This window comes from Pedobacter miscanthi (assembly GCF_032678605.1).
GTDB classification, from domain to species: domain Bacteria; phylum Bacteroidota; class Bacteroidia; order Sphingobacteriales; family Sphingobacteriaceae; genus Pedobacter; species Pedobacter miscanthi_A.
Map to the genome: position 1 here is coordinate 116,608 of NZ_JAVTSU010000004.1, position 24,073 is coordinate 140,680.

Sequence of the window (24,073 nt, forward strand, 5' to 3'; positions counted from 1 at the left end):
AAAAAAAAATGACCACCTAAGAACATCTAAGCAAATAGCACAACCCGTTTACTTTGAAGACCTGATAAGTTTGCCCTATTACAAATAAACATTCGGCATAATTTCCCAGGCCCAGGGCTTTTTAAAGGTTTTAAACGTTCTTAACTGCGAAAAATACAAAACTTCACTTGTTCTTCGGTTGGCAATATCCCTTCGGTGCAGATTACCAACAGTGGTAAATAATTCACGGGTTTTAAAATCGTAAACCCTTTCTGTCATATCGCCGCTATTTTGGTTAAAATAAAGATTTATTGCGCTTGTTAAAAACCAGTCCTTATTTTCGAATTTAAAGGTATAGCCCAATTCCCAACGCCATTCTGAGCCCCCTTGAAACCGCAAATACAGTTGTTGATCTTTAATGGCAATCTGTTGTAACGGATCGCCCAACTTACCACCTTCTTCCGAACGCAGAATGAAATCGTTGTTTTGGGTTGATAAGCTATAAACCCCTGTTGATTTATCTTTAAAAAAAATGGCTAATATCCTCGGTTTTTGCGTTTCCTTTATAATATCGGTATTGTTATCGCCATATACACGGGTTTCGTCAATCGATTTGTTAAACTCAAAAACTACCGCTAAATCTTCTGAAGCATCATTGTTTAAATCGCCATAAACCTGATCGATGGCCGTCCAGTTTGGTGGAGTAACTTGTGCAATGAAAGATCCTTGCGCCTTGATTTTAGGGAATACAAATGTTTTTTGCGCAAAGCCGATTTGCGCACACAGCATCAGGATGTAAAAACAAAAAACTTTCATTCAGGCAAAAAAGGTGTTGATGTAGGATTAAAACGTTTAGATTGGTGTTTTAGTTTAAGATAGTTGCATATCCCGATAGACCGTCATCCCCAACTTGATCGGGGATCTTAATGCATTAGACTTTTAAAAAACAGTTTACGATTTTCTAATTGTAAAGTCGTTTCTTCATGCGTTTAGCAATAATCCTTAAAAATCCCGTACTTTTGCAGAAACATAATTCCTTTTGAAAGCCGAAATTTTTGCCATTACGCCACCATTTACCCAACTGAATACTCCATATCCAGCAACGGCTTATATAAAAGGTTTTCTCAACACCAAAAACATCAGTGCAACTCAAGCCGATTTAGGTATCGAGGTTATTTTAGAATTATTTTCTAAAAGGGGGCTTAAACAATTATTTGAGGTAGAAAATGAAAATCCAAAAAGCGATAATGCCAACCGTATTTATGCTTTACAGGATGAATATTTAAAAACTATTGATGCGGTAATCGCATTTTTGCAGGGTAAAAATCCAACATTAGCCCTTCAAATCTGTAGTGATGATTTTCTTCCACAAGCTTCTCGTTTTGCAGCTTTAGAAGAACTGGACTGGGCTTTTGGGGCCATGGGTACGCAGGATAAAGCAAAACATTTGGCTACACTTTATCTTGAAGACATCTCTGATTATATTGTAGAACGTATTGACGAAAATTTTGGTTTTAGCCGTTATGCAGAACGTTTGGGTAGAAGCGCCAATTCTTTTGATGAGTTATACGATGCTTTATCAAAAGGACCAACTTACATTGATCATATCCTGATTTCGATTTTAAAAGAGAAAATTGAAATCGTTCAACCAAAATTATTTCTGATTTCTGTTCCTTTTCCTGGTAATTTATATAGCGCTTTCCGTTGTGCACAATGGATAAAAGCCAATCACCCTGAAATTAAAATTTCTATGGGCGGTGGTTTTCCGAATACTGAATTAAGATCTTTATCAGATGCCAGGGTTTTTGAGTTTTTCGATTACATCACTTTAGATGATGGTGAATTGCCAATTGAGCTGTTGCACCACAACATTACACATCCCGTTCCGGCAGAAGCGCATTTTTATAAAAGAACTTTTTTGCTCGAAAATGGTAAAGTGGTTTACCGTAATGATGCTTTCAGAAACGATTATAAGCAGGCTGATGTAGGTACACCAGATTATACAAGTTTACTTTTAGACAAGTATATATCCGTTATCGAAATTGTAAATCCGATGCACCGCATGTGGAGCGATGGCCGTTGGAACAAACTCACCATGGCACATGGCTGTTATTGGGGGAAATGTACCTTTTGCGATATTTCGCTCGATTATATTAAGGTTTACGAACCGGTTGCGGCTAAATTAATTGTAGATCGCATTGAAGATCTATATGAAAAAACGGGTCAGAATGGCTTCCACTTTGTGGATGAAGCTGCACCGCCAGCATTGATGCGTGAACTAGCATTAGAAATTATCAGGAGAAAACTGGCGGTTACCTGGTGGACAAACATCCGTTTTGAAAAGAGTTTTAGTCAGGATTTATGTTTGTTATTAAAAGCGTCGGGTTGTATTGCGGTTTCCGGCGGATTGGAAGTGGCATCAGATCGTTTGTTAAAACTGATCGATAAAGGTGTAACGGTAGAGCAGGTAGCTAAAGTAACCAGCAACTTTACCGATGCCGGGATTATGGTTCATGCTTATTTGATGTACGGTTACCCAACACAAACCATACAGGAAACGGTTGATAGTTTGGAAATGGTACGCCAGTTATTTGAAGCCGGCGTATTACAATCAGGTTTTTGGCACCAGTTTGCCATGACGGCCCATAGCCCGGTAGGTATGTACCCCGAAAAATTTGGTGTGGTAAAAGAAACTGAAGTTATCGGCACATTTGCCAACAATGATATCAATTATACTGATAAAACCGGGATTGATCATAATAAATTCAGCTATGGTTTAAAGAAATCGCTCTTTAATTTTATGCACGGCATCTGTTTTGATTATGAATTACAGGACTGGTTCGATTTTAAAATTCCGAGGACTAAAATACCAGTTGATTTTATCGAAAAGGCATTAAATGATGGCGATCAGTTTAACACCAAACCTACTGCAAAAGTAGTGTGGATAGGTGGAAAGCCGTCGGCTGAATATTTCACCAAATCGAAAAAAGGAAATACCTGGGAAATGGTATCGCTCACTTTTCACGATAAAAAAGAAACTTTTACCGTACAAACGAATAAAAAAGAAGGTGAATGGTTAACCGCCATTTTAGCTCAAATTTCGATCTCCAATGAAAAGGTATTTACTTTTCAGGAAGTTAAAGCCGAATTTGAGCGTGAAATGGAAAATTTTGAACTGTTCTGGTATTCAAAACCCATTAATACGTTAAGAGAATACGGTTTATTGGTGCTTTAATCTGAAAATGATCATTTAATTCGCGAAATATAAAACCGCAAAAATTATTGGCGCAAAAACGAAATATAGACCTCCAGCCATGTATGCCCACACATCAAACCTGGAGGGTGTTTTGTAATTCCTACGTCTGTATGCTATAAAGCCCATGATTATTGGAGCAATAAGCGCTAAGTAAAAATAAACCAGGTAGAAGACTGCTGACCACTGCAATAGAAAGAAAATAAAGACTATTTGAACGAGCACGCCATAATTAACAAAAATCAGGAAAAATTCTAATAAAAGAAGGTTACCCAATTTTTTCTGTACTATTTTTCTTGCTAAGCATATATAAAGTATAATCCCAATTAAAGGAATGATTAAATAAATAATGATTTCTTTGTCTTTGGTATTCATAAGGATGCGTACGATTTAGAGTGGATAACAAAAACTACATCTTCATTTTAAAATGTGTAAGGAAATAGATGATGCAGATCAGTATAATCGAGTTTACAACAAGTAATAACCAGGAAATAACAGATTTCCGATTTTTCATTACAGCAATAAAAGAAGTAATGTAAGCCATTGCAATAAGCGCAAGAAACAGGTTTACTGTTGGGATACCCAATAAGTCATATCCGCTGTATGAAAAAACAAGCAGGCTTATTATTAGGAATATAACTGAAGCAATAAGGTAGAGTTTATTCGGTTTCATATGATATGGTTTAAAATTACCTGTTTTTTTCGATATCCTTCAATGTCCAATCCATTCCGAGGTCTTTTTTTGCGAGATAATCGCCTAAAGTATAATTGATTTTTACATTGGGCATTACACCACGACCAATTGTATCAGAGGGTTGTGGTAAATTAAAAGGCACCAGACCGATCCTGTAAACAATCCCAGTATTTTTTAGTTTGGTGTTAAAATATGTACCTGCATTGGTGTTATTCCTTCCTCCACCAGTTTCTTCACCGATTAAAATGCCTCTTTGAGATAATGCCAATGTGTTGGCAAAAATACTGGCTGCCGAAAATGTGCCTCCGTTTATTAAAATATACAGCTTGTTTTTATAAGCATTATTAAAGGGGACCAGGTTTGCATAGCCGTTTTGATTAAATTCTTTAACATAATTAATCTGTTTTTTTCTGTTGCTGTCTAAAGTTGGCAATAACATTCCCTTAATCTGTTCCTGCGGAAATTCAATAGGGTGCATAGGTCTATCAAGAAAGAACTTTAGGAAATGGCACATTAAAAAAATATTTCCACCGGTATTATTCCTCAGATCAAGGATCAGGTTTTTTGTTTTTGATAGCTCGTTATTGAAGAGGTTTACATCATTTTGAGCCATTTTAGCTTCAAAAGTATTTACTTTCAGATAGGCCGTATTGGTGTCGATTTTTCTATAATCCAAAAATTGGTTTTCTACATTTGAAATTTGTTTACCTGCCAGCAATGCTGCTTCAACATTGTAGGGTTTTCCGATCAGGTATGCGCTATCCGTTTTATTCCCATTTTGAAATACCAATTTTAAACTATCCTTGTTCTTAAAAATGCGCCAAACATTGTCTAAATTTCCATAATTCAAAAAGAAATACTTGAATGTAGTATTGTAACCATCTGAAAAGGAATTTTGCAAAGCTTTTTTAGTGACGTCGGCCGCTAAAACTTGATTAATACTCAGAATTTCCGATCCGGGTTTTAGGTTTTGATCTTCACTTTTGTTTTCGATAACGAAAATCTTTCCATTTATAAATTTTAATCCAAGTTGTTCAAAAGGAGAGGAGTAGCGTTTGCCATATTTAAGGTAGTCGCTTTCTGTTACCTTTGCAGGTTCAAAAAAATCAATCTTTAGGTGTCCGTCGCCAATTTGGCTCAAAACAGGCAACAGCTGCTGGTATAACGCTGCCGAGGTTAATGGCTGGTTGATCGCTGATTTAAGGCTATCAATCTTAAAATCGAGATCGCCTTTTTTAAGGTATTGATAAAGTTTGAGGTGATGCTTTTTTAAATCAGCATACAATTGATCGATATCTTTCCTAATTTCGGAGATAGGATGTTTTTCTTCTAATTGATGATATAAATATTGGGCTTTTGAGGTATCGGCTAATAAGAAAAGAAATACTAACGTAATACAATATCTCATATGGGTAATGATCTGATTTTATTTATATTCTTTTGACCATATAACGAATTTAAGATTATATGTTCCTTATATGGCAAAAATGTTTCTGAAATTTAACTGGTAGTTTTAATCACAATGCGGAACAGTAAAAGTCCAGGTTTCCGATTCTCCAGTTGGAATAATGTAGCCATTCCCCCTGATATTTTCGAACCATAATTTGCCACGGAGTTTTTCTCTTGTGCCCACCTCATTTAAAGTTGCGCTATCGTAAAGTCGACCATTGATCATCACGTATTTGATTTTTTCTGAATTACGGATATCATCTAAAGGATTGGCATCCATAATCACCATATCGGCTAGTTTGCCCACCTCTAATGAACCTATTTCTTTATTCATGCCCAGGTAGCCTGCGCCATTTAAAGTGGCAGCCCTAATAGCTTGCAGCGGACTAAAGCCACCTTGTACGAGCATCCAAAGCTCCCAATGTGCGCCCAAACCTTGTATCTGCCCATGTGCGCCCAGGTTAACCTTTGTACCACCATCGGCAATTTGTTTAGTGGCTTTAGCAATGTCGATATGGTTATAATCACTGTATTCGGAAGTAGTTCTGCGTCTCGCCCTTGCATCAATAATCGAACGGGGCGTATAGGTCATTAATTTTTCATTCTCCCAAACGTTGGTTCTGTCGTACCAGTAATTTTCGCCCCACTGGCCGCCGTAGGCAACAATTAAAGTAGGGGTATAGCCCACTTCGGTATTGTTCCAAAGGGTGGTAACATCTTTATAAACCGGTAAAACAGGGATACTGTGCTCAATTCCGGTATGGCCATCGGCAACCATATTCATATTGGTGAAAAAGGTAGAGCCACCTTCGGGCACCACTTCCATTTTTAACTGCCTGGCAGCTTCTAAAATCTGTTGGCGCTGCTCTCTTCGTGGTTGATTGTATGATTTTACAGAAAATGCACCAACGGCCTTTAACCTGCGCAAATTAGCCAATGCATCATCCAGACTGTTAATCACCACTTTAAAATCTCCGTCAGCACCATATAAAATAGATCCTGTAGAATAAACCCTTGGCCCAACCATTCTGCCAGCTTTAAGCATTTCGCTCTGACTAAAAACCATTTCTGTATTGCTCGATGGATCGTGTGAAGTAGTTACACCAAAAGCTAAATTAGCCATATAACTCCAGTCGTTTTGAGGCGTAATTCCATCCGGGCTGGTGCGTAAATGTGCATGAACATCAACAATGCCGGGCATAATGGTTTTGCCGTTTACATCAATTACTTTAGCATTGGCGGGAATATTTACAGCATCTGATTTACCGATTGCTGTAATTTTATTGCCGTCGGTAATTATGGTTCCATTTTCGATTACTTCGTCACCTTTCATCGAAATAATCCTGGCGCCTTTTAAGGCTACAATCCCGGTGGGTACATCAGATTTTAATACCAGATTGATATCGACAGATGAAGCTTCGGTTTTTGGCGTGTTGCCATCAAAATTGAAGGCACTGTTTACATCAATGGTAAAATATTTTGGTCCTAATGTCCAGTGTAAATTTTTACTGTCGGCACTCCATTGAATGTATGTTCCACCATCGGTCGTTACTTTGGTAACCGGAATGGCTTTATTTCCTGCAGATGCATCCTGAGCGGTTCCAATATTGATCATTGGCGTGATGTAAACATTAAATAACTCGTTAAATGCCACCCATTTATTATCAGGACTAATCACAAACTGATTGGCATATTGCGAAGTAAAATGTGTTCTTTCGTTTGCACCATTTAAATCGATGCTTTTTAAGGCTTTTTTGCCATCAGCATAACTTTGAAAATAGATGCGGGTATCAGTATTGTTAAATTGTGGGCGAATGCCATTGTCAGCAACCAGGGTTTTTGCACCTCCGTTAGCTGCCATCATAAAAATACCTGTCCCCCGGCCATAATTATACCCTAAAACGTCATTTCCACTTCCTTTTCTAAAAACTATTTTATCACCTTTGGTCGAATATTGAGGCGAATAATAAAAACCTTTTTCGTCGCTTAAAGTGATAGTTTTTCCTGATTTTAGATCGGTACGTTTTATTGCCCCGCGTAATTCGTCGCTCCAGGTAGTATAAACCAAGTATTTGCCATCAGGACTAAAAGCTGGTTCAAATTCAAAATCCAATCCATTGGTTAACCTTTCTGGTGTACCTGCTGGTAATTCTTGTTTATATAAAAAACCTGCTGCATTAAAAACAATGGTTTTCCCATCCGGCGAGGTGGTTAACTGCCTCAGCATTTTTGCAGAAAATTCATTACTGAAAACCTGTTGTTCAAAATGTAAAGCCTGTTGTACAGTCTGTATGGTGTTGGCCTGAAAAGGGATGATACTATTAATCAAGGTACCGATTTCGGTCTTCCTGATTTTGCCCCGGGCATAAAAAACTAGGCTTTTGCTGTCGGGCGTCCATGCAAAATTCGGGTAAACACCAAAAATGGCCCAGGTTTCCTGCTGATCGTGTGATAAATCTTCATTTACAGGCCATTCTTCGCCCGTTTTAAGATTCTGCACATATAAAGTAGATTTCAACCTTACACGTTTTACGAAAGCAATCATATTTCCATCAGGCGAAACCTGTGGACGGCAAGCGCCTCCCTGTTCGTTAATTAAGGTGCTTAGTTTACCTGTTGTTAAATCCAGCTGACGGATAGCATAAATCGTTCCGTTGGGATCTTTACTATATTCGAAATTCGGTCCGGGGCTTACATCTTCACTAAAATAAACATATCTGCCATCCGGAGAAACGTTTGGCTCTCCGGCATCCTGCTGATCGTTTTTACGTTTGGTTAACTGCACGCCATCACCACCGTTTATGCTGTACATCCACATTTCACCAGCACCTAATGATCGGCTTGCAGTAAAATGTTTTCTGGCCACTATATATTCGCTGTTTGGCATCCAGGTAGCATTGTTCAATAACCTGAAACTTTCTTTCGTAACCTGTTTTTTGCCCAAACCATCACGGTTCATGATCCAGATGTTATCGCCTCCACTTTTATCACTCGTGTAAGATATATACTTTCCGTTAGGACTAAACCTTGGCTGTACATCCCAGGCAATGCCACCACTAATTAATTTTGCAACACCTCCGGCGATTGGCATCACATAAATATCTCCGAGTAAATCAAACACAATTTCCTGCCCGTCAGCACTTACATCCAGGTTCATCCAGGTGCCCTCATCGGTGTTTAGGGTGAAATTTTTTGTAGTACCCTGGTATTTTTCAATGTCCCATTTCTTTTCCTGGGCATAAGAACTGAAAAATAATAGTGAAAGAGCGGATAAAAAATAGAGGTGTTTCATTATATATTGGATGGTTATTTGAATAATTCGTGTATTTTTCTTTGGAGTAATTTTTTATCTGGTAGCTGGGTTTTGTATTCTGCGACCAGGGTAGGTGAGAGGCTCCGGCTCAACGCATATTCTACCACTTCGTTATCTTTATCCTTACAAAGCAGAATACCAATGCTTGGATTTTCATTTGACTTTTTAACATCTCTATCTAAGGCTTCCAAATAGAAATTTAACTGACCTAAATGTTCAGGCTTAAATTTACCTACCTTTAATTCAAATGCAACTAAACATTGTAAGCCACGGTGGTAGAAAAGAAGATCAATATAGAAATCGCTATTACCAACCTGTATTTTATATTCTTCACTGATAAACAAAAAGTCTTTGCCGAGCTCAAGAATGAAATTTCTCATTTCTAAAACTAAATTTTTCTGTAGATCGTTTTCGCTGTGAGGTTCGGAAAGATTAAGGAATTCAAATACATAAGTATCTTTAAATATGGTTTCAATCTCGTTTTGTAAAACTCTCACCACTGGTGAGAGTTTTGTATTTCCCATTATAGATCTTTCGTAATGACTAGCAGATATATGTCTTTCAAGCTCTCTCTTACTGTATTTTTCTTTTAGACAAAGTTTTAAATAAAATTCTTTTTCCTCAATTGATTTTAATCTAGAAAGAATGATCAGATTGTGTGTCCAGCTAATTTCTCTCAGCAGTGTTGAGAGTTTTGGGTAATCTTTATAACTTTCGTAAAACTGTTTCATTCGCCAAAGATTCTTATCAGAAAAACCTTTTAAATCATGTTCGTTTCTGGATAAAAATTCTGCCAGTTGTTTTACAACCGATTGTCCCCATTCGGCATTTTTAACTTTATTGTGTATGTACTCACCAATATTCCAATATAAGTTTATTAATGTATAATTAACAGTTTTTAAAGCAACCGTCCGGGCATTCTTGATTAAGCCAACAATATCTGCAAACTGCGTTTTTAACATTTAATCCTTCTTATTTAGCAAAGTTAATAATCTTTTCTAAAGATGATTTTTTCAATTTCTAACAATAATAAGTGGCGATTTTGGATTAAATGTATAGTTTTGATACCGCCGATTTATGACAGCAATAGAGATTTTACAAAAATATTGGGGACACCAAGCTTTCAGGCCGCTACAGCAAGACATTATTACCTCGGTTTTAGAAGGAAATGACAGTTTAGCCTTGTTGCCGACAGGCGGTGGTAAATCCATCTGTTTTCAGGTGCCTGCTTTGGTTAAAGAGGGAATTTGTATTGTCGTTTCTCCTTTAATTGCCCTGATGAAAGATCAGGTAGAAAACCTGAAATCCAAAGGAATTGAGGCCATTGCCATTTATGCTGGGATGGGCAAACGGGAAATCGATATTTTATTGGATAACTGCATTTACGGTAAAATTAAATTCCTTTACTTATCTCCCGAACGTTTATTAGCCGATTTAGTCCGTGTGCGCATTTCGTACATGAATGTAAACCTGATTGCGGTTGATGAAGCGCATTGTATTTCGCAATGGGGGTACGATTTCCGGCCGCCTTACCATCAGATTGCCAAACTGCGTGAAATCTTACCTAATGTTCCCGTATTGGCACTTACCGCAACTGCTACTGATTTTGTAAGAAAAGATATTATCGAAAAACTGGAAATGAAAAATCCACAGGTTTTCGTTAAAAGTTTTGCCAGGGATAATTTAAGTTATGTGGTTTTCGGTAACGAAGATAAATACAAAAAGCTGATCGATATTTGCCAGAATGTTAAAGGAACAGGCCTGGTTTACGTACGTAATCGCAGGGAAACCGCAGAAGTGGCCAATTTTATTAACCGAAACGGTATCAAAGCCGATTTTTACCATGCCGGATTGGAACGCGATGTGCGTTTTTTAAAACAGGAGGAGTGGAAAAACAATAAAACCCGGGTTATGGTGGCTACCAATGCCTTTGGGATGGGGATAGATAAGGCTGATGTACGCTTTGTGGTGCATTTAGATTTACCCGAAAGTTTAGAAGCTTATTATCAGGAAGCGGGAAGGGCCGGACGTGATGAGAAGCGGAGTTATGCTGTATTATTGGCCAATCAGTCTGATATTATGGGTTTAGAATCCAGATATTTAGATAGTTTTCCTTCTCCGGATGAAATCAGAAAAACCTACCATTATTTGGGTAACTACTTTCAATTGGCATTTGGCGCAGGTGAAGGTTTAACATTTAATTTCGATATAGCCGATTTCTGCAAAAGATTTAACATAAGTGTATTAAAAACCATTTCTGCATTAAAATTTTTAGAGCACGATGGCTACTTAACGCTATCTGAAAGTGTTTTTCTGCCCTCACGAATGATGTTTATCGCCAGTCACGAAGATATTTACCGTTTTCAGATCGAAAACAAAGCTTATGATGGGATCATCAAAACAATCCAACGTTCGCATGGAGGTGCTTTTGATGGTTTTGTGAAAATAAAAGAAGCTGATCTGGCAAAAAAAACCGGACTTTCTTATAAAGAAATCATTGCACTGCTTAACAAACTGCAAAGTATAGAATTGCTTACCTATATTCAACAGACTGATCAACCGCAATTACAATACGTTCGGCCCAGGATAGATATGGATCATTTCGACCTGGATGTAAAATACCTTGGATTGAGAAAAGAAATTTTGCATAAACAGATTAATGCTGTAGTGGGCTACGCCTCGTCTAATTTGTGCAGAAGTGTTCAATTGCTTAACTATTTTGATGAACACCATGCAACAAAATGCGGTGTATGCGATGTTTGTTTAGCCGAAAAAAGAGCCGAAAACCAAAGTCAAATGGGGGAGGAAATTGAATTCGAGATCGTTTCTTTGCTTCAACAACAAGCGCTGAGCCTCGATGATCTGGTTACCAATATTAAAAATGGCGTTGAAACTGAAAGAATTGATGCGATCAGGGAATTATTAGATGCTGGGAAGATTAAAACAGACGGGAAGAAATATTATATTTAGATGTGAGATGTGAGATGTGAGATGTGAGATGTGAGATGTGAGATGTGAGAAAAATGCCAGTCAATTTACCAATAAAGTATTAGTTTTGTAATGAACTATTTAATCGGTGGAATCATATTAATCAACGCAATCACCAGCGAAGCGAAAAAACTCAATGATAACAAAAAACAATAAGAAAACCATCCGGTCATGGGCATTCTTCGATTGGGCTAACTCGGCCTATAACTTAGTCATCACCTCTACCATTTTTCCGGCTTATTACACCATTATTACCACCACCAAAGAGCATGGTGATAAAGTAATTTTTTTCGGTAGAACCTTTGTAAATACTTCGCTTTCCAATTATGCCCTCTCATTTGCGTATCTGATCATGGCTTTTGCTTTGCCGATGCTTTCGTCAATTGCCGATAGAAGGGGGAATAAAAAGTCGTTTATGAAATTTTTCACCTACATGGGCGGTGTTGCCTGTATTGGTTTATATTTCTTTAAGCTGGATACCCTCGAAATGAGCATTATTTTATTCGCCCTGGCTGCAATGGGTTATATTGGCGGGGTATTATTCAGTAATTCTTACCTGCCAGAAATTGCAACAGAAGAACACCAGGACAGGGTAAGTGCCCAAGGTTTTTCATATGGTTACATTGGCTCTGTTTTACTTCAATTAATTTGTTTTCTTTTTGTACTAAAACCAGAATGGTTTGGCATTACCGATGCTTCATTTCCACCTAGACTGTCCTTTTTACTGGTGGGGGTATGGTGGATAGGCTTTTCGCAGATTCCTTTTAAAGTGCTTCCAAACGGAACACCGCAAGAAGGTAAAGTAAAAACCAATATTTTTAAGGATGGCTTTAGCGAGCTTTCTAAAGTATGGGGCCAGTTGAAAAAGATCAATAGACTGAAAGGATTTTTATTTTCTTTCTTTTTCTACTCCATGGGTGTACAAACCATTATGCTTGCAGCTGCTGGTTTTGCCGAAAAAACCTTGAAATTAGGAACCGCCAAACTGATTGCCGTAATATTGATTATCCAGTTGGTGGCTATTCCAGGGGCCATGCTGATGTCGTTCCTTGCTAAAAAAATAGGTAACGTAAATGTACTGATTATGGTTGTTTTGGTATGGATAGGCTGCTGTATTTATGGTTATTACATTACAAACGAGTATCAGTTTTATTCATTGGCAGCAATTGTAGGCTTAATTATGGGTGGAATCCAATCTTTATCACGTTCTACTTATTCTAAATATTTACCCGTTGATACAAAAGATACCACTTCATTTTTCAGTTTTTACGATGTAACCGAAAAACTAGCCATTGTAATTGGTTTATTCAGTTTTGCTTACATTGAAGATTTAACCGGAAATATTCGCTTCTCAATTATCGCTTTGGCATCATTTTTTATTGTTGGATTAGTCTTTTTAGTGCTTTTAAGAAAAATCGAGCGTAAAGAATCGCTAAAGTTGTAAGTTTGCAGTCGTTTAGAATATGATGAAAGTAGAATTATTTGTGCCCTGTTTTGTAGATCAGTTATACCCAGAAACTGCTTTTAATACCTTAAGATTATTAGAAAAATCGGGATGTGCGGTAACCTACAACTCAAAACAAACCTGTTGTGGACAACCAGCATATAACGCCGGTTACTGGGATGAAGCCAAAGAAGTGGGTACAAAGTTTCTGAACGATTTTACCGAAAATACTTATGTGGTGGCGCCATCTGCATCGTGCGTAGGCATGGTAAAGGGTGGTTATAACGATTTGTTCACGAATACCATTGTACATAATAAATGCCGCAGTTTGCAATCGAATATCTGGGAGCTTTCTGATTTTTTGGTAAACGTGGCCAAAAAAGATTATTTCGGTGCCGAACTGGAAGGCAAAGCCGTTTACCACGATTCGTGCAGTGCCCTGCGCGAATGCAAAATTAAAGATGAACCACGCCAACTGTTATCAAAAGTACATGGTTTAGAAATGATCGAAATGGAAGATACCGATATGTGTTGCGGCTTCGGCGGTACTTTTGCCGTTAAATTCGATGCCATTTCATCTGCTATGGCCGAACAAAAAGTTAACCACGCGCTTGCGCAACAAGCTGATTATATTATTTCTACCGATCTTTCATGTCTTTTACACCTTCAGGGTTATATCGATAAAAATAACCTGCCTGTAAAAACCATGCACATTGCCGATGTGCTTTGCAATGGGTGGTTAGAAAGTACGGAATACTAGTTTAATCCTCGCAGGTTTAATTCGGGATATTTATGTTTTAGCGCTAATGCTCGTTTCTAACGAGCGTTGTATAATTTATCGTTTACAAACGATAGAATCGTATAGCTATTTATGCACTCGTTTGGAAACGAGCGCAAGCGTTTTTCTATTTCAAACCTCGCAAATTTTTTGCACCACTTTTTGTAAAATAAACCAGACCGACAGCGTTATCCCGACTTAAAGATCAATTTTAATTTAAAAGATATGTTCTATCGGGATTAAGCAAAGGGCGGGACTGTAGCACCCGAAAAACCACTGCAATTGCTTTTCAAAAACTATATCAATTGTAAAAAATAAATTACATCTGCCCTTAAACAACTGATTAGGCCGATCTTTCCTTTGTTTTTAACACATTTTAACACGCTTTGCGTTACAAACTACAATACCTTTGTTAAACCTTTTAAAGGCTTTCGTATCTAAACAACAAACAAAATCATCAAAATGAAAAAAATATTCATCGCTTTATTAGGATTGATGTCAATTGCAGGCTTTGCAAATGCACAAAAAAAGACTTCTGGAGCAATACAGTTCGAAAATACCATAGATCCGGCTGCAATGGCATCAGCCAGCGGTATACAGTTAACCGACCAGATGAAAGCCAGAATGCCTTCATCAAGTAAAACCAATTTTGAGTTATTATTTACTGCAACCAACGCAAGTTACATGCCAGTTGAAGAAACGGAAGATAGTAACGGTGCAGGTGGTGGCGGCGGCGGAATGGGCCGTATGATGATGCGTTTTGGTGGTGGCGGTGGTAACCGCGAATACTACTATACTTTCGCAGATAAAGGCCTTACAGAGGTTTTTGACCTGAACGATACCACTTATTATATGCCAAGTAAATTAACCTTATCTACTTCTGGTCCGATTGGTTCGATGAGAATGGGTGGTGGAAACCCTAATGATACCACCAGGGCAAAACCTGCTCCTGCACCAACCATCGAGGTGGTTAAAACCGATTCTACCAAACAGATTTTAGGCTTTACCTGTCACCAGGCAATTGTAAGATCTACTAGGGCAATTAAAATCCTGGATATGGATAAAAATGTTGTGGAAGAAACCAAAATCTGGTACACTAAAGACCTTGGCTTCGATTTTTCTCCAAATCCAAACATGTGGACAGAAGGCGCAGTATTGGCCATTGAGGGTAGGGGAAACAGCTCCATCGCAAAAAGCATCGAATACAGAAATGTAAGTGCAAAAGATGTAACTGCCCCTAAAAAAGCGAAACTGATTACTGCTGAAGAGTATAAAACTAAAATGGAGAACATGATGAAACGTTTTAGACAAAACAGACCAGGTGGCGGTGGTCAGGGAAGAGCATTTGGAATGAATTAATATTTCCGGGCCAGGTTTCCGAAGTTAGCATGGCTAAATGCATTGGCCCAAATTCCGGAAGTTTACATACCACCATAATAATTCTATTAAGCCCCGAAGCTTTTAAGTTTCGGGGCTTTTTTGTATCATTTTTGAATATTATCCTTCATTGCACATTGTAATTTGTCATATAAAATGAGAATGGTTATTATTGAAACAAAATTAAATAACCTAACCAAGTGATTACAGCAGAAAATAAGACTAACCTACTGGCAACCAAACAGCATTTCGAAATTTTAGATGGATTAAGAGGCGTGGCGGCCATCATTGTAGTGATTTACCATTTTATGGAAATCGCCATTACCGATTATAACAAGAATTTTCTGTCGCATGGTTTCCTTGCGGTCGATTTCTTTTTCTGTTTATCGGGATTTGTGATTGCTTATGCTTACGATAACCGCGCACCACATATTGGTTTAATGCAGTTTTTTAAATTAAGGTTAATCCGTTTACATCCATTGGTTTTAATCGGTTCTGTTTTAGGCTTGTTAACCTTTTTATTCGATCCCTTCAGCGATTTTTATACCATTTATGGTTTTGGAAAAACAGCTTTATTGTATTTAGCATCGGCTTTTTTAATTCCTTATCCGGTAATGCCAGAGCGTTATACCAATCTGTTTTGCTTAAATGCACCGGCCTGGTCGCTATTTTGGGAGTATATTGCCAATATTTTTTACATCCTCATCCTTTACAAACTCAATAAAAAGGTATTGGTTGCTTTGGCAGTAGTTGGGGCAGCATGCCTTATTTATATAGGTGTAAAGGTTCCAAATGGCAATTTGGGTGGCGGCTGGGGCGGACAAAATTTTTGGGATGGAGGAGCGCGTGTGCTCTATTCTTTCTCTGCCGGCATGCTGGTTTACCGCTTCAACTGGATTATTAAAAACAAATTGGGCTTTTTAGGTGTGAGCATACTTTTGATCCTCGCTTTTCTATTTCCTTATGCTGATCGTTACAACTGGATTACAGAACCGATAATTGTATTGTTTTACTTTCCGTTTTTGGTTGCTTTAGGCGCTGGTGCAACATTAAATCCTGCTTCCAAAAACAGCTGTAAACTCTCTGGCGAAATATCATATCCTTTGTATATGACGCATTATCCATTTGTTTGGGTATTCTTAACTTACGTAGCTGTGGTTAAACCTGCTATGTCAACCTTATGGGTTGTAATTCCTGTTTCAGTATTTATTTTAATTATTCTGGCTTATCTTATTATGAAGTTTGTAGATATTCCGTTGCGAAAATATTTGAAAACCAAATTTTTGCTTTAATGTTATGATTGGTTCGTGGAGACACAAACCAAGGCTGCGGTTCGTGCAGACACAAACCAAGCGTGCTAATTTTCCATACATAAAAAAGATAACAGCATATGAAACCGTTAAAATTCGCTTTGCTCTTTTTTCCATTAAGTTTACTATTCAGCTGCAAATCTTCAACAAGCGATTATGCCAATAACGAAAAAGTAACTTCAATTTTTTTGAGCCAGATGAAGCAGATTGACGAAACTGACAGCGTTTTCAGAGACACATCGAAGGTATATGTAAAAGGGTTTCCTGATTCTATTTTCCTTTCACATAAGGCAGAAAATCTGATCAATAATTCAAAAATGGATCTTGCTGATATTGCCGCACTGAAACCAGGCGAAGCAGCCGGAAAATTTAATGACGGAGTAATCTCATATCTAAAATCCATAAACGATTACGGTAAAACGGCAGCAGAAATGATTCAGGCAAAAAGCATCAGCGAAAAAAAAAAGCTACATGCTCAGCTTACATTAAAGTATGAAAAATTGAATAGTTATCCAGATCGTTTATTAGCAATACAGCAAACATACCTGAGTGAAGTGGGCTTGCAACCAAAGTAGAATTTTAAGTTTATCTATCGATAACGGTATAAAATTCGTACCTTTGCACAAAATAAAATCACATTGTAAGTGATCTTTAAAACTTTTTTATTTAAACTTTAAATCATAGTTGTAGATGATTAACATTACTTTACCTGACGGTTCTGTCCGTCAGTACGAAAAGGGCACTTCTGCCCATCAAATTGCATTGTCAATTTCTGAGGGTTTAGCCCGTAACGTTTTAGCCGCTGAGGTTAATGGCGAAGTTTGGGATTCAACAAGGCCAATCGAATCTGATTCATCAGTGAAATTGCTAACCTGGAATGATACCGCCGGAAAATCGACTTTCTGGCATTCATCGGCCCACTTAATGGCTGAGGCTTTAGAAGCGCTTTATCCGGGCACTAAATTTGGTATTGGCCCGGCAATCGAAACTGGTTTTTATTACGATGTAGACTTTGGTGATCAGGAATTCTCGTCAGACGATTTCAAAGCCATTGAAACCAAAATGATCGAACTGGCCAAACAAAAGGAAACTTTTGTGCGCGAAAGTGTAAGCAAGGCTGATGCGGTAAAATATTTTACAGAAAAAGGCGATGAGTACAAACTGGATTTAATTGATGGCCTGGAAGATGGTAAAATTACCTTCTATAAACAGGGATCATTTACCGATTTGTGCCGTGGTCCACATATTCCGAATACTGGTTTTGTAAAAGCCGTTAAACTGATGAATGTGGCTGGCGCTTACTGGCGTGGCGATGAAACCAAAAAACAGTTAACCCGTATTTATGGGGTAACTTTTCCTAAGGCGAGTGAGCTTACCGAATATCTTTTGATGATCGAAGAAGCTAAAAAACGCGATCACCGTAAATTAGGAAAAGAGCTGGAATTATTTGCTTTCTCGGAAAAAGTAGGGATGGGTTTGCCATTGTGGTTGCCTAAAGGAACTGCTTTGCGCGAGCGTTTGGTTAACTTTTTAACTAAAGCACAAGCTAAAGCAGGTTACGAGCAAGTAGTAACACCACATATCGGTCATAAAAATTTGTATGTAACTTCTGGTCACTGGGAGAAATACGGTAAAGATTCGTTCCAGCCGATTAAAACCCCGCAGGAAGGAGAGGAGTTCTTCCTAAAACCGATGAACTGCCCGCACCACTGCGAAATTTACAAAACAAAACCACGTTCTTACAAAGATCTTCCGGTTCGTTTTGCTGAGTTTGGTACTGTTTACCGTTATGAACAAAGTGGTGAATTGCATGGTTTAACACGTGTACGTGGTTTTACTCAGGATGATGCACACTTGTTCTGTATGCCCGAACAAGTTAAAGAAGAGTTTAAAAAAGTAATTGATTTGGTACTTTATGTATTTAAATCCTTAGGTTTTGATAACTATACAGCCCAGGTTTCTTTAAGGGATCCGGAGAACAAAGCGAAATACATTGGTTCTGACGAGAACTGGAGGTTATCTGAAAATGCAATTATCGAAGCTGCTGCAGAAAAAGGCCTAAATACCGTTGTAGAATATGGCGAAGCCGCTTTCTATGGTCCTAAGCTCGATTTTATGGTTAAAGATGCTTTAGGTAGAAAATGGCAGTTGGGTACCATTCAGGTGGATTATAATTTGCCAGAGCGTTTCGAACTGGAGTATACTGGTAGTGATAACCAGAAACACAGACCGGTAATGATTCACCGTGCGCCATTTGGTTCATTGGAAAGATTTATCGCCGTGTTGATCGAGCATTGTGCCGGAAACTTCCCATTATGGTTAAGTCCGGAACAATTTATTATCCTTCCTATTTCAGAAAAATATGAAGAATATGCAAAAAAAGTTTTAGATGAGCTAAATAATTCCGATATTCGCGGGCTGATTGACTTCCGGGATGAGAAAATCGGTCGTAAAATACGCGATTCGGAAGTTAAAAAGATCCCATATATGCTCATTATCGGTGATAAGGAAATGGCAGAAGGAAAAGTTTCTGTTCGTAAACACGGTGAGGGAGATTTGGGTGAAATGACCTTGGAAGAGTTCAACAATTTATTAAGAAAAGAAATAACAGTTTAAATTAAAATAGTACAAATTTGGCATTAGGAAGACCAGGATTTAACAGGGGACCACGTCCACCTTTTAAGAAAAAAGAAGCAGAGCATAACATTAATCAGTATATAAAATCGCCCGAAGTGCGTTTAGCTGGCGATAATGTTGAGCCGGGGATTTATCCTTTGGCGAAAGCTTTGGCGCTTGCTGATGAACTGGAATTGGATTTGGTAGAAATTTCGCCAAATGCCGTACCACCGGTTTGTAGGATTATTGATTACAGTAAATTTGTTTACGAACAAAAGAAAAAGCAAAAAGAGATTAAATCTAATGCTAAACAAACTGTAATTAAGGAGATTCGTTTTGGTCCTAATACCAACGATCACGATTTCCAGTTTAAACTAAAGCACGCCATAAGCTTTTTAGAGAGCGGTGAGAAAGTTAGGGCTTATGTGCATTTTAAAGGAAGGGCAATTGTGTACAAAGAACAGGGAGAAATTTTATTATTGAAATTTGCCCAGGCTTTGGAAGATGTAGGAAAAGTAGAGTTATTACCTAAGTTAGAAGGTAAACGTATGTTCCTAACAGTTGCGCCTAAAGTAGCAAAAAAATAAAAATAGGTTTATAAATTAAAAAACAGGTTATGCCAAAAATGAAAACCAATTCCAGTGCTAAAAAGCGTTTTTCGCTTACTGGAACAGGTAAAATCAAAAGAAACAAAGCATACAAAAGTCACATCTTAACAAAGATGAGTACTAAACGTAAACGTGCTCTTGGAAATGCAGGAATTGTAACAGATGCAGATTCAGGTAACGTTAAACGTATGCTTTGCATCGGAAAGTAATTTATTAATTTCACCAGGTATCAGGCATTAAAGTTCCTTAAGTTGGACGCCGCTTACCAAAAAACAACAACAACATGCCACGTTCGGTAAACGCAGTAGCTTCGAGAAGAAGAAGAAAAAAAATCCTTAATCTAGCCAAAGGCTATTGGGGAGCAAGAAGTAAGGTTTATACTGTTGCTAAAAACACAGTAGAAAAAGGTTTGCAATATGCATACCGTGACCGTAAAGTTAAGAAAAGAGAATTCCGCGGATTGTGGATCCAACGTATCAACGCTGGTGCACGTCAACACGGTATTTCTTACTCTCAATTGATCGGTAAATTAGCTTCAAAAGAAATCGGTTTAAACCGTAAAGTATTGGCTGATTTAGCAATGAATCACCCAGAAGCTTTCAAAGCTGTAATTGATGCAGTAAAATAGAAATTTTCGCTTAGGCGATAATCATATTTAGAAAAGGTTCCGATGCAAATCGGGACCTTTTTTGTTTTACTTGTTCGTCTTCTCGACTGGAACGCAGTGGAATGGAGAGATCTATCTCGAGGCAGACTTCTCGACTTCGTTGCACTCCGCTCGAAATGACGACTATTTCGGACTTGAAGATAACCTTAAGAGGTTTACCAGCACCATGACTATCAGACCTCGTAAGTCTTTAAACGCCAAACGCAATCCGCTCAGCCTTTAACCCAAACTATTGGTAAATTTCATCCTGATGCCACTTTGAAAGTTTTGGATGATCTTGAAAATTTCAATTAATGTTACCTTTTCAATTTTGGTTAATGCATCAATTTCGATGAAATTATTTGGCGTAGCCTGATCGTTGATGATGAGATTAGCCTGATGTTTTAAGCGAAGGCCCATCAGGTAATAATAAGATTGAGCAAGTTCGTTATACTGAGCTTCGGTAAAAACGCCCAATTCTTTAAGTGCTTTTAATCGTTCGCCGGTATTTTCTTTTTGAAAAATCCTGTTCTGTAAGGCGTAAACCCTTGCCAGATCTACAATGGGCGTCATCGCCGTTTTAATGTCGAATACTTCTTTCTTATGGATTTTCTGGGTCCTGATGTTCCTGAAATAAGTTAGTGGTGGTTCGTAAAGTAAAGCATTCTTGGCAAGATACACATAAAACTTTTCGATGGGTTTTTGCAGTTCTTCGTCAACAAAGGCTCTTAAACTTTGCATGATATTTAAATCACCATAAATAGCCCTGCAGTCGAAAAATGCTGCAAATTTAACGGCAGCTTCTGGCAAAGCCTCTTCAATCCAGTTTTTATAATTGTATTTCCAGTGCGAAAGGGAGTGTGTCCAGTTTGGGTTGGTGGCCATGTAATCGCCGTCGCAATATACAAAGCCAACAAAATTTAATTTATCAGAAACTTGTGTAGCCAGATCGAGGAAATAAGAGCGAACTGCTGCACGATTATCTTCCGGAGTATCTTCATAAATAATCGCATTGTCCTGATCGGTTTTAAGGCTCAATTCTTTTCTGCCTTCACTACCCAGAACCATAAATACAAATTTGGCTGGAGGTGGCCCCAGTTTAGCAATTACTTCTTCAATAATTTTAAAAGAAATGGTATCGGCAATGGTAGTAACTACTTCATTTACAATTTTGGCATGCACGCCTCTGGCCAGTAACTGCGCCACAATGTTGGGTACTTTTTGCCATTTTAGTTTTAAGTCGCTGGTATTTACCGCCGATTTTACAGATTGGATAAAAACCAGGGGAGATTCAGCCTGCTCGCTTAATAACCTGTTCCTGCTCAAAAAACCAACATAATGGCCATTATCGTTTACCAAAAGGTAACGCGATTTTTTACTGAACATCATCAATATCGCCTCGTACACATATGCCTCTGGTGATATAGTTACAATGTTGGTATCCATTACCGTATCAATTGGTAAGTTGGTGTTTAACTGTTTGGCAATTACATCATCGCGGAGGGTAATATCAGTTACAAAACCCAGGAAATCACCTTTTTCATTTTTAATAAAAAGGCAACTGGTTTTATGCTCTGCCATTTTAATTGCTACTTCAAAAATGGGTGTGCCAGGGCTACAACTCACAATTTTTTTAAAGGTGATATCGCCAATACGGGCTGTATAAATCTGATCTGCTAATTTATCTTCCATTAAAAATTGCCTGTAAAATGCTTTTAAACGAAAATGTCTTTTTCTTTTCCTGATTAAAAGTGTGTTCCTGATGGTAAGTTGAAGTTAGGCTTATTTTGCCTGTTTCTAAAAGATGAAAAAAGATTTTGGCTGTATTTAAAGCATCTGAAAGTGCATTATGCACATTTTCAGGTATTTCGTTAAATAAAACTGTATAAAATTTATCGAGTTTTAAATGGCTGATTACCGTATTGGTAATGTAAGGCGAACTTGCTTTCATGGTGCAGAAAAAAACAAGATTTTTAAAAATATTTTCCCTGCCGATCCGGTGCAATTCTACATTTATCATGTGATAATCGAGTTCGATAAAATGGCCGATAACCAGGGGTTTGTATTGTTCAATATCTTCAGCAAATTGCAACATCACTTTTTCTTTATCCTCGCCATGAAATTGAAGGTATTCAGAAGTGATGTGGTGGATTTTTAGTGCTTCCTTGTCTATTTTAACGCCAGCACTGCTGATAAAATGATTTTCCCGCTTAATTTCCCTGTGTTGGGGGTCATAAATAATCCAGGCAATCTGGAGAATGTGAGGCCAGTTTTTTTCGTTAGTATACGGTGCCGACCAGTTTTTTGGTAGCCCGGATGTTTCGGTATCAACAACTAAGAAATATTCCTGCAATGTTACATGGTTAGGTAAATAATAGCTCGATCTTATCTCAAAGATAATTATTATTCGGTAGCTGTGTAAAAGAAAATTGGATGATAGCCATTTTTAACATGTTAACTTTACAGGGTATGAAAGTAACACGTCCAGGTAAAAAATCACTGGTTTTAGGGGATTAGTTTAAGGTTGTAAAAACCACAGGACCGGGTTTAATAAACCTGATAGAACGGAAAGCCCGTAAGCGAGGAACGAGCGCGGACTTGAAGTGATAGCAGGACTGTTATACCCAAAATGTACCAAACCCTGATTTTCAAAATAATATTGATCACCTAAGTCACCTGAGTGCATTTAAGTATTGGTTGGCTTTATTATTATCTTTAACCAGGCCTCGCAGTTATAATTTGGGGTGTATGTGTTTAGATACCTCATTGAGGGCTACGCGATTTTCGAAACCTGCGAGGTCTGATTTTTATTTGCTAATTAACAAAAATACCACCGCTGCCAATACCGATCCGATGATTGGGCCAACAATAGGCACCCAGGCATAAGCCCAGTCGCTGCTTCCTTTACCCTTCATGGGGATTAACGCATGAACAATCCGCGGGCCTAAATCTCTTGCGGGGTTGATGGCATATCCAGTGGTTCCACCTAAGGCCAAGCCAATTACCCATACTAAAAAAGCAACCGGAATTGCCCCCATAGAACCTAAACCAATAGGGGTAACCGTTTCTTTTGTACCCATGCTTGCATCTGTAAAATAGAAGATTACAAATATGAGTACAAAAGTGCCGATGATTTCTGAAAGCAGGTTGGATACTTTATTCCTAATGGCGGGAGCTGTGGCAAAAGGTGCGGCTTTTAAGCCAGGATCTTCTGTGGCATCGAAATGATCCTTATAAATAAGCCATACTAAAAAAGAACCCGTAATAGCACCAGTAAGTTGTGCTAAAATGTAATAGGGCACCAATGCCCAGCTAAAGCCTTTTCCAATGGCCAAACCTAAAGTTACAATAGGGTTTAAGTGTGCACCGCTATATGGACCGGCCACCACAACACCTACAAATACGGCAAGCGCCCAGGCGGTGGTAATTACAATCCAACCGCTGTTATTGCCTTTTGTGCCTTTGAGGACCACGTTAGCTACCACTCCATTACCTAATAGGATCATTAATGCGGTACCAATAAATTCTGCGAGATATACGTTCATAGTAAAAAAATAAGCGATTTTCAATTAATTTAATTAATAGCAATTCCTAACAAGTATCTTTTTATATACGCCA

Annotated in this window: 18 protein-coding genes; 11 read left to right on the forward strand and 7 right to left on the reverse strand. The window is 38.1% G+C overall.

From position 1 onward, the window contains the following. Positions 1-78: 78 nt before the first annotated feature. The gene (locus tag R2R28_RS07680; RefSeq protein ID WP_316825104.1) at positions 79-795 is read right to left on the reverse strand and encodes a hypothetical protein; all 717 of its coding nucleotides are present in this window, start codon (positions 793-795) and stop codon (positions 79-81) included. 223 nt (positions 796-1,018) lie between these two features. On the opposite strand from R2R28_RS07680, the gene R2R28_RS07685 reads away from it, so the two are divergent. Next, entirely contained in the window at positions 1,019-3,214 is a 2,196-nt protein-coding gene (locus R2R28_RS07685) for a radical SAM protein (RefSeq protein ID WP_316825105.1), read from the forward strand. A gap of 707 nt (positions 3,215-3,921) precedes the next feature. Here R2R28_RS07685 and R2R28_RS07690 read toward each other — a convergent pair. From R2R28_RS07690 to R2R28_RS07700, 3 genes are all read right to left on the reverse strand, one after another. Next, positions 3,922-5,334, reverse strand: coding sequence for a S41 family peptidase (locus R2R28_RS07690; protein ID WP_316825106.1), 1,413 nt, complete (start codon positions 5,332-5,334; stop codon positions 3,922-3,924). Between the two features lie 105 nt (positions 5,335-5,439). After that, complete coding sequence (locus R2R28_RS07695) at positions 5,440-8,667, reverse strand: amidohydrolase family protein (RefSeq protein WP_316825107.1); 3,228 nt, start codon at positions 8,665-8,667, stop codon at positions 5,440-5,442. A gap of 14 nt (positions 8,668-8,681) precedes the next feature. Continuing rightward, a complete protein-coding gene (locus R2R28_RS07700) occupies positions 8,682-9,650 on the reverse strand; it encodes a YhcG family protein (RefSeq protein WP_316825108.1) in 969 nt (322 codons plus the stop codon). A gap of 115 nt (positions 9,651-9,765) precedes the next feature. Between R2R28_RS07700 and R2R28_RS07705 the strand changes: the two genes are divergently transcribed. The 10 genes from R2R28_RS07705 (at position 9,766) to rplT (ending at position 20,437) form a co-directional block, all read left to right on the forward strand. Continuing rightward, positions 9,766-11,658: an ATP-dependent DNA helicase RecQ gene (locus R2R28_RS07705; RefSeq protein ID WP_316825109.1), complete on the forward strand. Its 1,893-nt coding sequence runs from the start codon at positions 9,766-9,768 to the stop codon at positions 11,656-11,658. Between the two features lie 154 nt (positions 11,659-11,812). Then, positions 11,813-13,120: an MFS transporter gene (locus R2R28_RS07710; RefSeq protein WP_316825110.1), complete on the forward strand. Its 1,308-nt coding sequence runs from the start codon at positions 11,813-11,815 to the stop codon at positions 13,118-13,120. Positions 13,121-13,142: 22 nt separating this feature from the next. After that, positions 13,143-13,880, forward strand: coding sequence for a (Fe-S)-binding protein (locus tag R2R28_RS07715; protein WP_316825313.1), 738 nt, complete (start codon positions 13,143-13,145; stop codon positions 13,878-13,880). Between the two features lie 480 nt (positions 13,881-14,360). After that, positions 14,361-15,257, forward strand: coding sequence for a hypothetical protein (locus R2R28_RS07720; RefSeq protein ID WP_316825111.1), 897 nt, complete (start codon positions 14,361-14,363; stop codon positions 15,255-15,257). A 218-nt stretch (positions 15,258-15,475) separates the two neighbouring features. After that, positions 15,476-16,567, forward strand: a complete 1,092-nt coding sequence (locus R2R28_RS07725) for an acyltransferase (RefSeq protein ID WP_316825112.1) — start codon at positions 15,476-15,478, stop codon at positions 16,565-16,567. A gap of 98 nt (positions 16,568-16,665) precedes the next feature. Further along, positions 16,666-17,160, forward strand: coding sequence for a hypothetical protein (locus tag R2R28_RS07730; RefSeq protein ID WP_316825113.1), 495 nt, complete (start codon positions 16,666-16,668; stop codon positions 17,158-17,160). Positions 17,161-17,275: 115 nt separating this feature from the next. After that, positions 17,276-19,201 (forward strand): threonine--tRNA ligase, encoded by a 1,926-nt coding sequence (gene thrS / locus R2R28_RS07735; RefSeq protein WP_316825114.1) that lies wholly within the window; start codon positions 17,276-17,278, stop codon positions 19,199-19,201. A 17-nt stretch (positions 19,202-19,218) separates the two neighbouring features. After that, a complete protein-coding gene (infC, locus tag R2R28_RS07740; RefSeq protein ID WP_025144713.1) occupies positions 19,219-19,788 on the forward strand; it encodes a translation initiation factor IF-3 in 570 nt (189 codons plus the stop codon). 29 nt (positions 19,789-19,817) lie between these two features. Then, positions 19,818-20,018 carry a 50S ribosomal protein L35 gene (rpmI, locus tag R2R28_RS07745; protein WP_010600880.1) on the forward strand — a complete coding sequence of 67 codons (201 nt, stop codon included), beginning with the start codon at positions 19,818-19,820 and terminating at the stop codon, positions 20,016-20,018. A gap of 74 nt (positions 20,019-20,092) precedes the next feature. Continuing rightward, entirely contained in the window at positions 20,093-20,437 is a 345-nt protein-coding gene (rplT, locus tag R2R28_RS07750) for a 50S ribosomal protein L20 (protein ID WP_025144714.1), read from the forward strand. Between the two features lie 258 nt (positions 20,438-20,695). On the opposite strand, the gene R2R28_RS07755 is transcribed toward rplT, so the two are convergent. The 3 genes from R2R28_RS07755 to R2R28_RS07765 all read right to left on the reverse strand — a co-directional run bounded on the left by R2R28_RS07755 (position 20,696) and on the right by R2R28_RS07765 (position 24,000). Continuing rightward, positions 20,696-22,147, reverse strand: a complete 1,452-nt coding sequence (locus tag R2R28_RS07755) for a DUF294 nucleotidyltransferase-like domain-containing protein (protein WP_316825115.1) — start codon at positions 22,145-22,147, stop codon at positions 20,696-20,698. After that, positions 22,137-22,808 carry a 3'-5' exonuclease gene (locus R2R28_RS07760; protein ID WP_316825116.1) on the reverse strand — a complete coding sequence of 224 codons (672 nt, stop codon included), beginning with the start codon at positions 22,806-22,808 and terminating at the stop codon, positions 22,137-22,139. The genes R2R28_RS07755 and R2R28_RS07760 overlap by 11 nt, the downstream gene beginning before the upstream one ends. A gap of 454 nt (positions 22,809-23,262) precedes the next feature. After that, a complete protein-coding gene (locus tag R2R28_RS07765) occupies positions 23,263-24,000 on the reverse strand; it encodes an MIP/aquaporin family protein (RefSeq protein ID WP_316825117.1) in 738 nt (245 codons plus the stop codon). Positions 24,001-24,073: the final 73 nt, after the last annotated feature.

Excerpts from the sequence above, each read along its gene's own strand:
- rpmI (WP_010600880.1), top strand. The coding sequence starts at position 19,818 with ATGCCAAAAATGAAAACCAATTCCAGTGCTAAAAAGCGTTTTTCGCTT.
- R2R28_RS07720 (WP_316825111.1), top strand. The coding sequence starts at position 14,361 with ATGAAAAAAATATTCATCGCTTTATTAGGATTGATGTCAATTGCAGGC.
- thrS (WP_316825114.1), top strand. The coding sequence starts at position 17,276 with ATGATTAACATTACTTTACCTGACGGTTCTGTCCGTCAGTACGAAAAG.
- rplT (WP_025144714.1), top strand. The coding sequence starts at position 20,093 with ATGCCACGTTCGGTAAACGCAGTAGCTTCGAGAAGAAGAAGAAAAAAA.
- R2R28_RS07690 (WP_316825106.1), bottom strand. The coding sequence starts at position 5,334 with ATGAGATATTGTATTACGTTAGTATTTCTTTTCTTATTAGCCGATACC.
- R2R28_RS07695 (WP_316825107.1), bottom strand. The coding sequence starts at position 8,667 with ATGAAACACCTCTATTTTTTATCCGCTCTTTCACTATTATTTTTCAGT.
- R2R28_RS07765 (WP_316825117.1), bottom strand. The coding sequence starts at position 24,000 with ATGAACGTATATCTCGCAGAATTTATTGGTACCGCATTAATGATCCTA.
- R2R28_RS07705 (WP_316825109.1), top strand. The coding sequence starts at position 9,766 with ATGACAGCAATAGAGATTTTACAAAAATATTGGGGACACCAAGCTTTC.
- R2R28_RS07710 (WP_316825110.1), top strand. The coding sequence starts at position 11,813 with ATGATAACAAAAAACAATAAGAAAACCATCCGGTCATGGGCATTCTTC.
- R2R28_RS07730 (WP_316825113.1), top strand. The coding sequence starts at position 16,666 with ATGAAACCGTTAAAATTCGCTTTGCTCTTTTTTCCATTAAGTTTACTA.
- R2R28_RS07755 (WP_316825115.1), bottom strand. The coding sequence starts at position 22,147 with ATGGAAGATAAATTAGCAGATCAGATTTATACAGCCCGTATTGGCGAT.
- R2R28_RS07700 (WP_316825108.1), bottom strand. The coding sequence starts at position 9,650 with ATGTTAAAAACGCAGTTTGCAGATATTGTTGGCTTAATCAAGAATGCC.
- R2R28_RS07715 (WP_316825313.1), top strand. The coding sequence starts at position 13,143 with ATGAAAGTAGAATTATTTGTGCCCTGTTTTGTAGATCAGTTATACCCA.
- R2R28_RS07680 (WP_316825104.1), bottom strand. The coding sequence starts at position 795 with ATGAAAGTTTTTTGTTTTTACATCCTGATGCTGTGTGCGCAAATCGGC.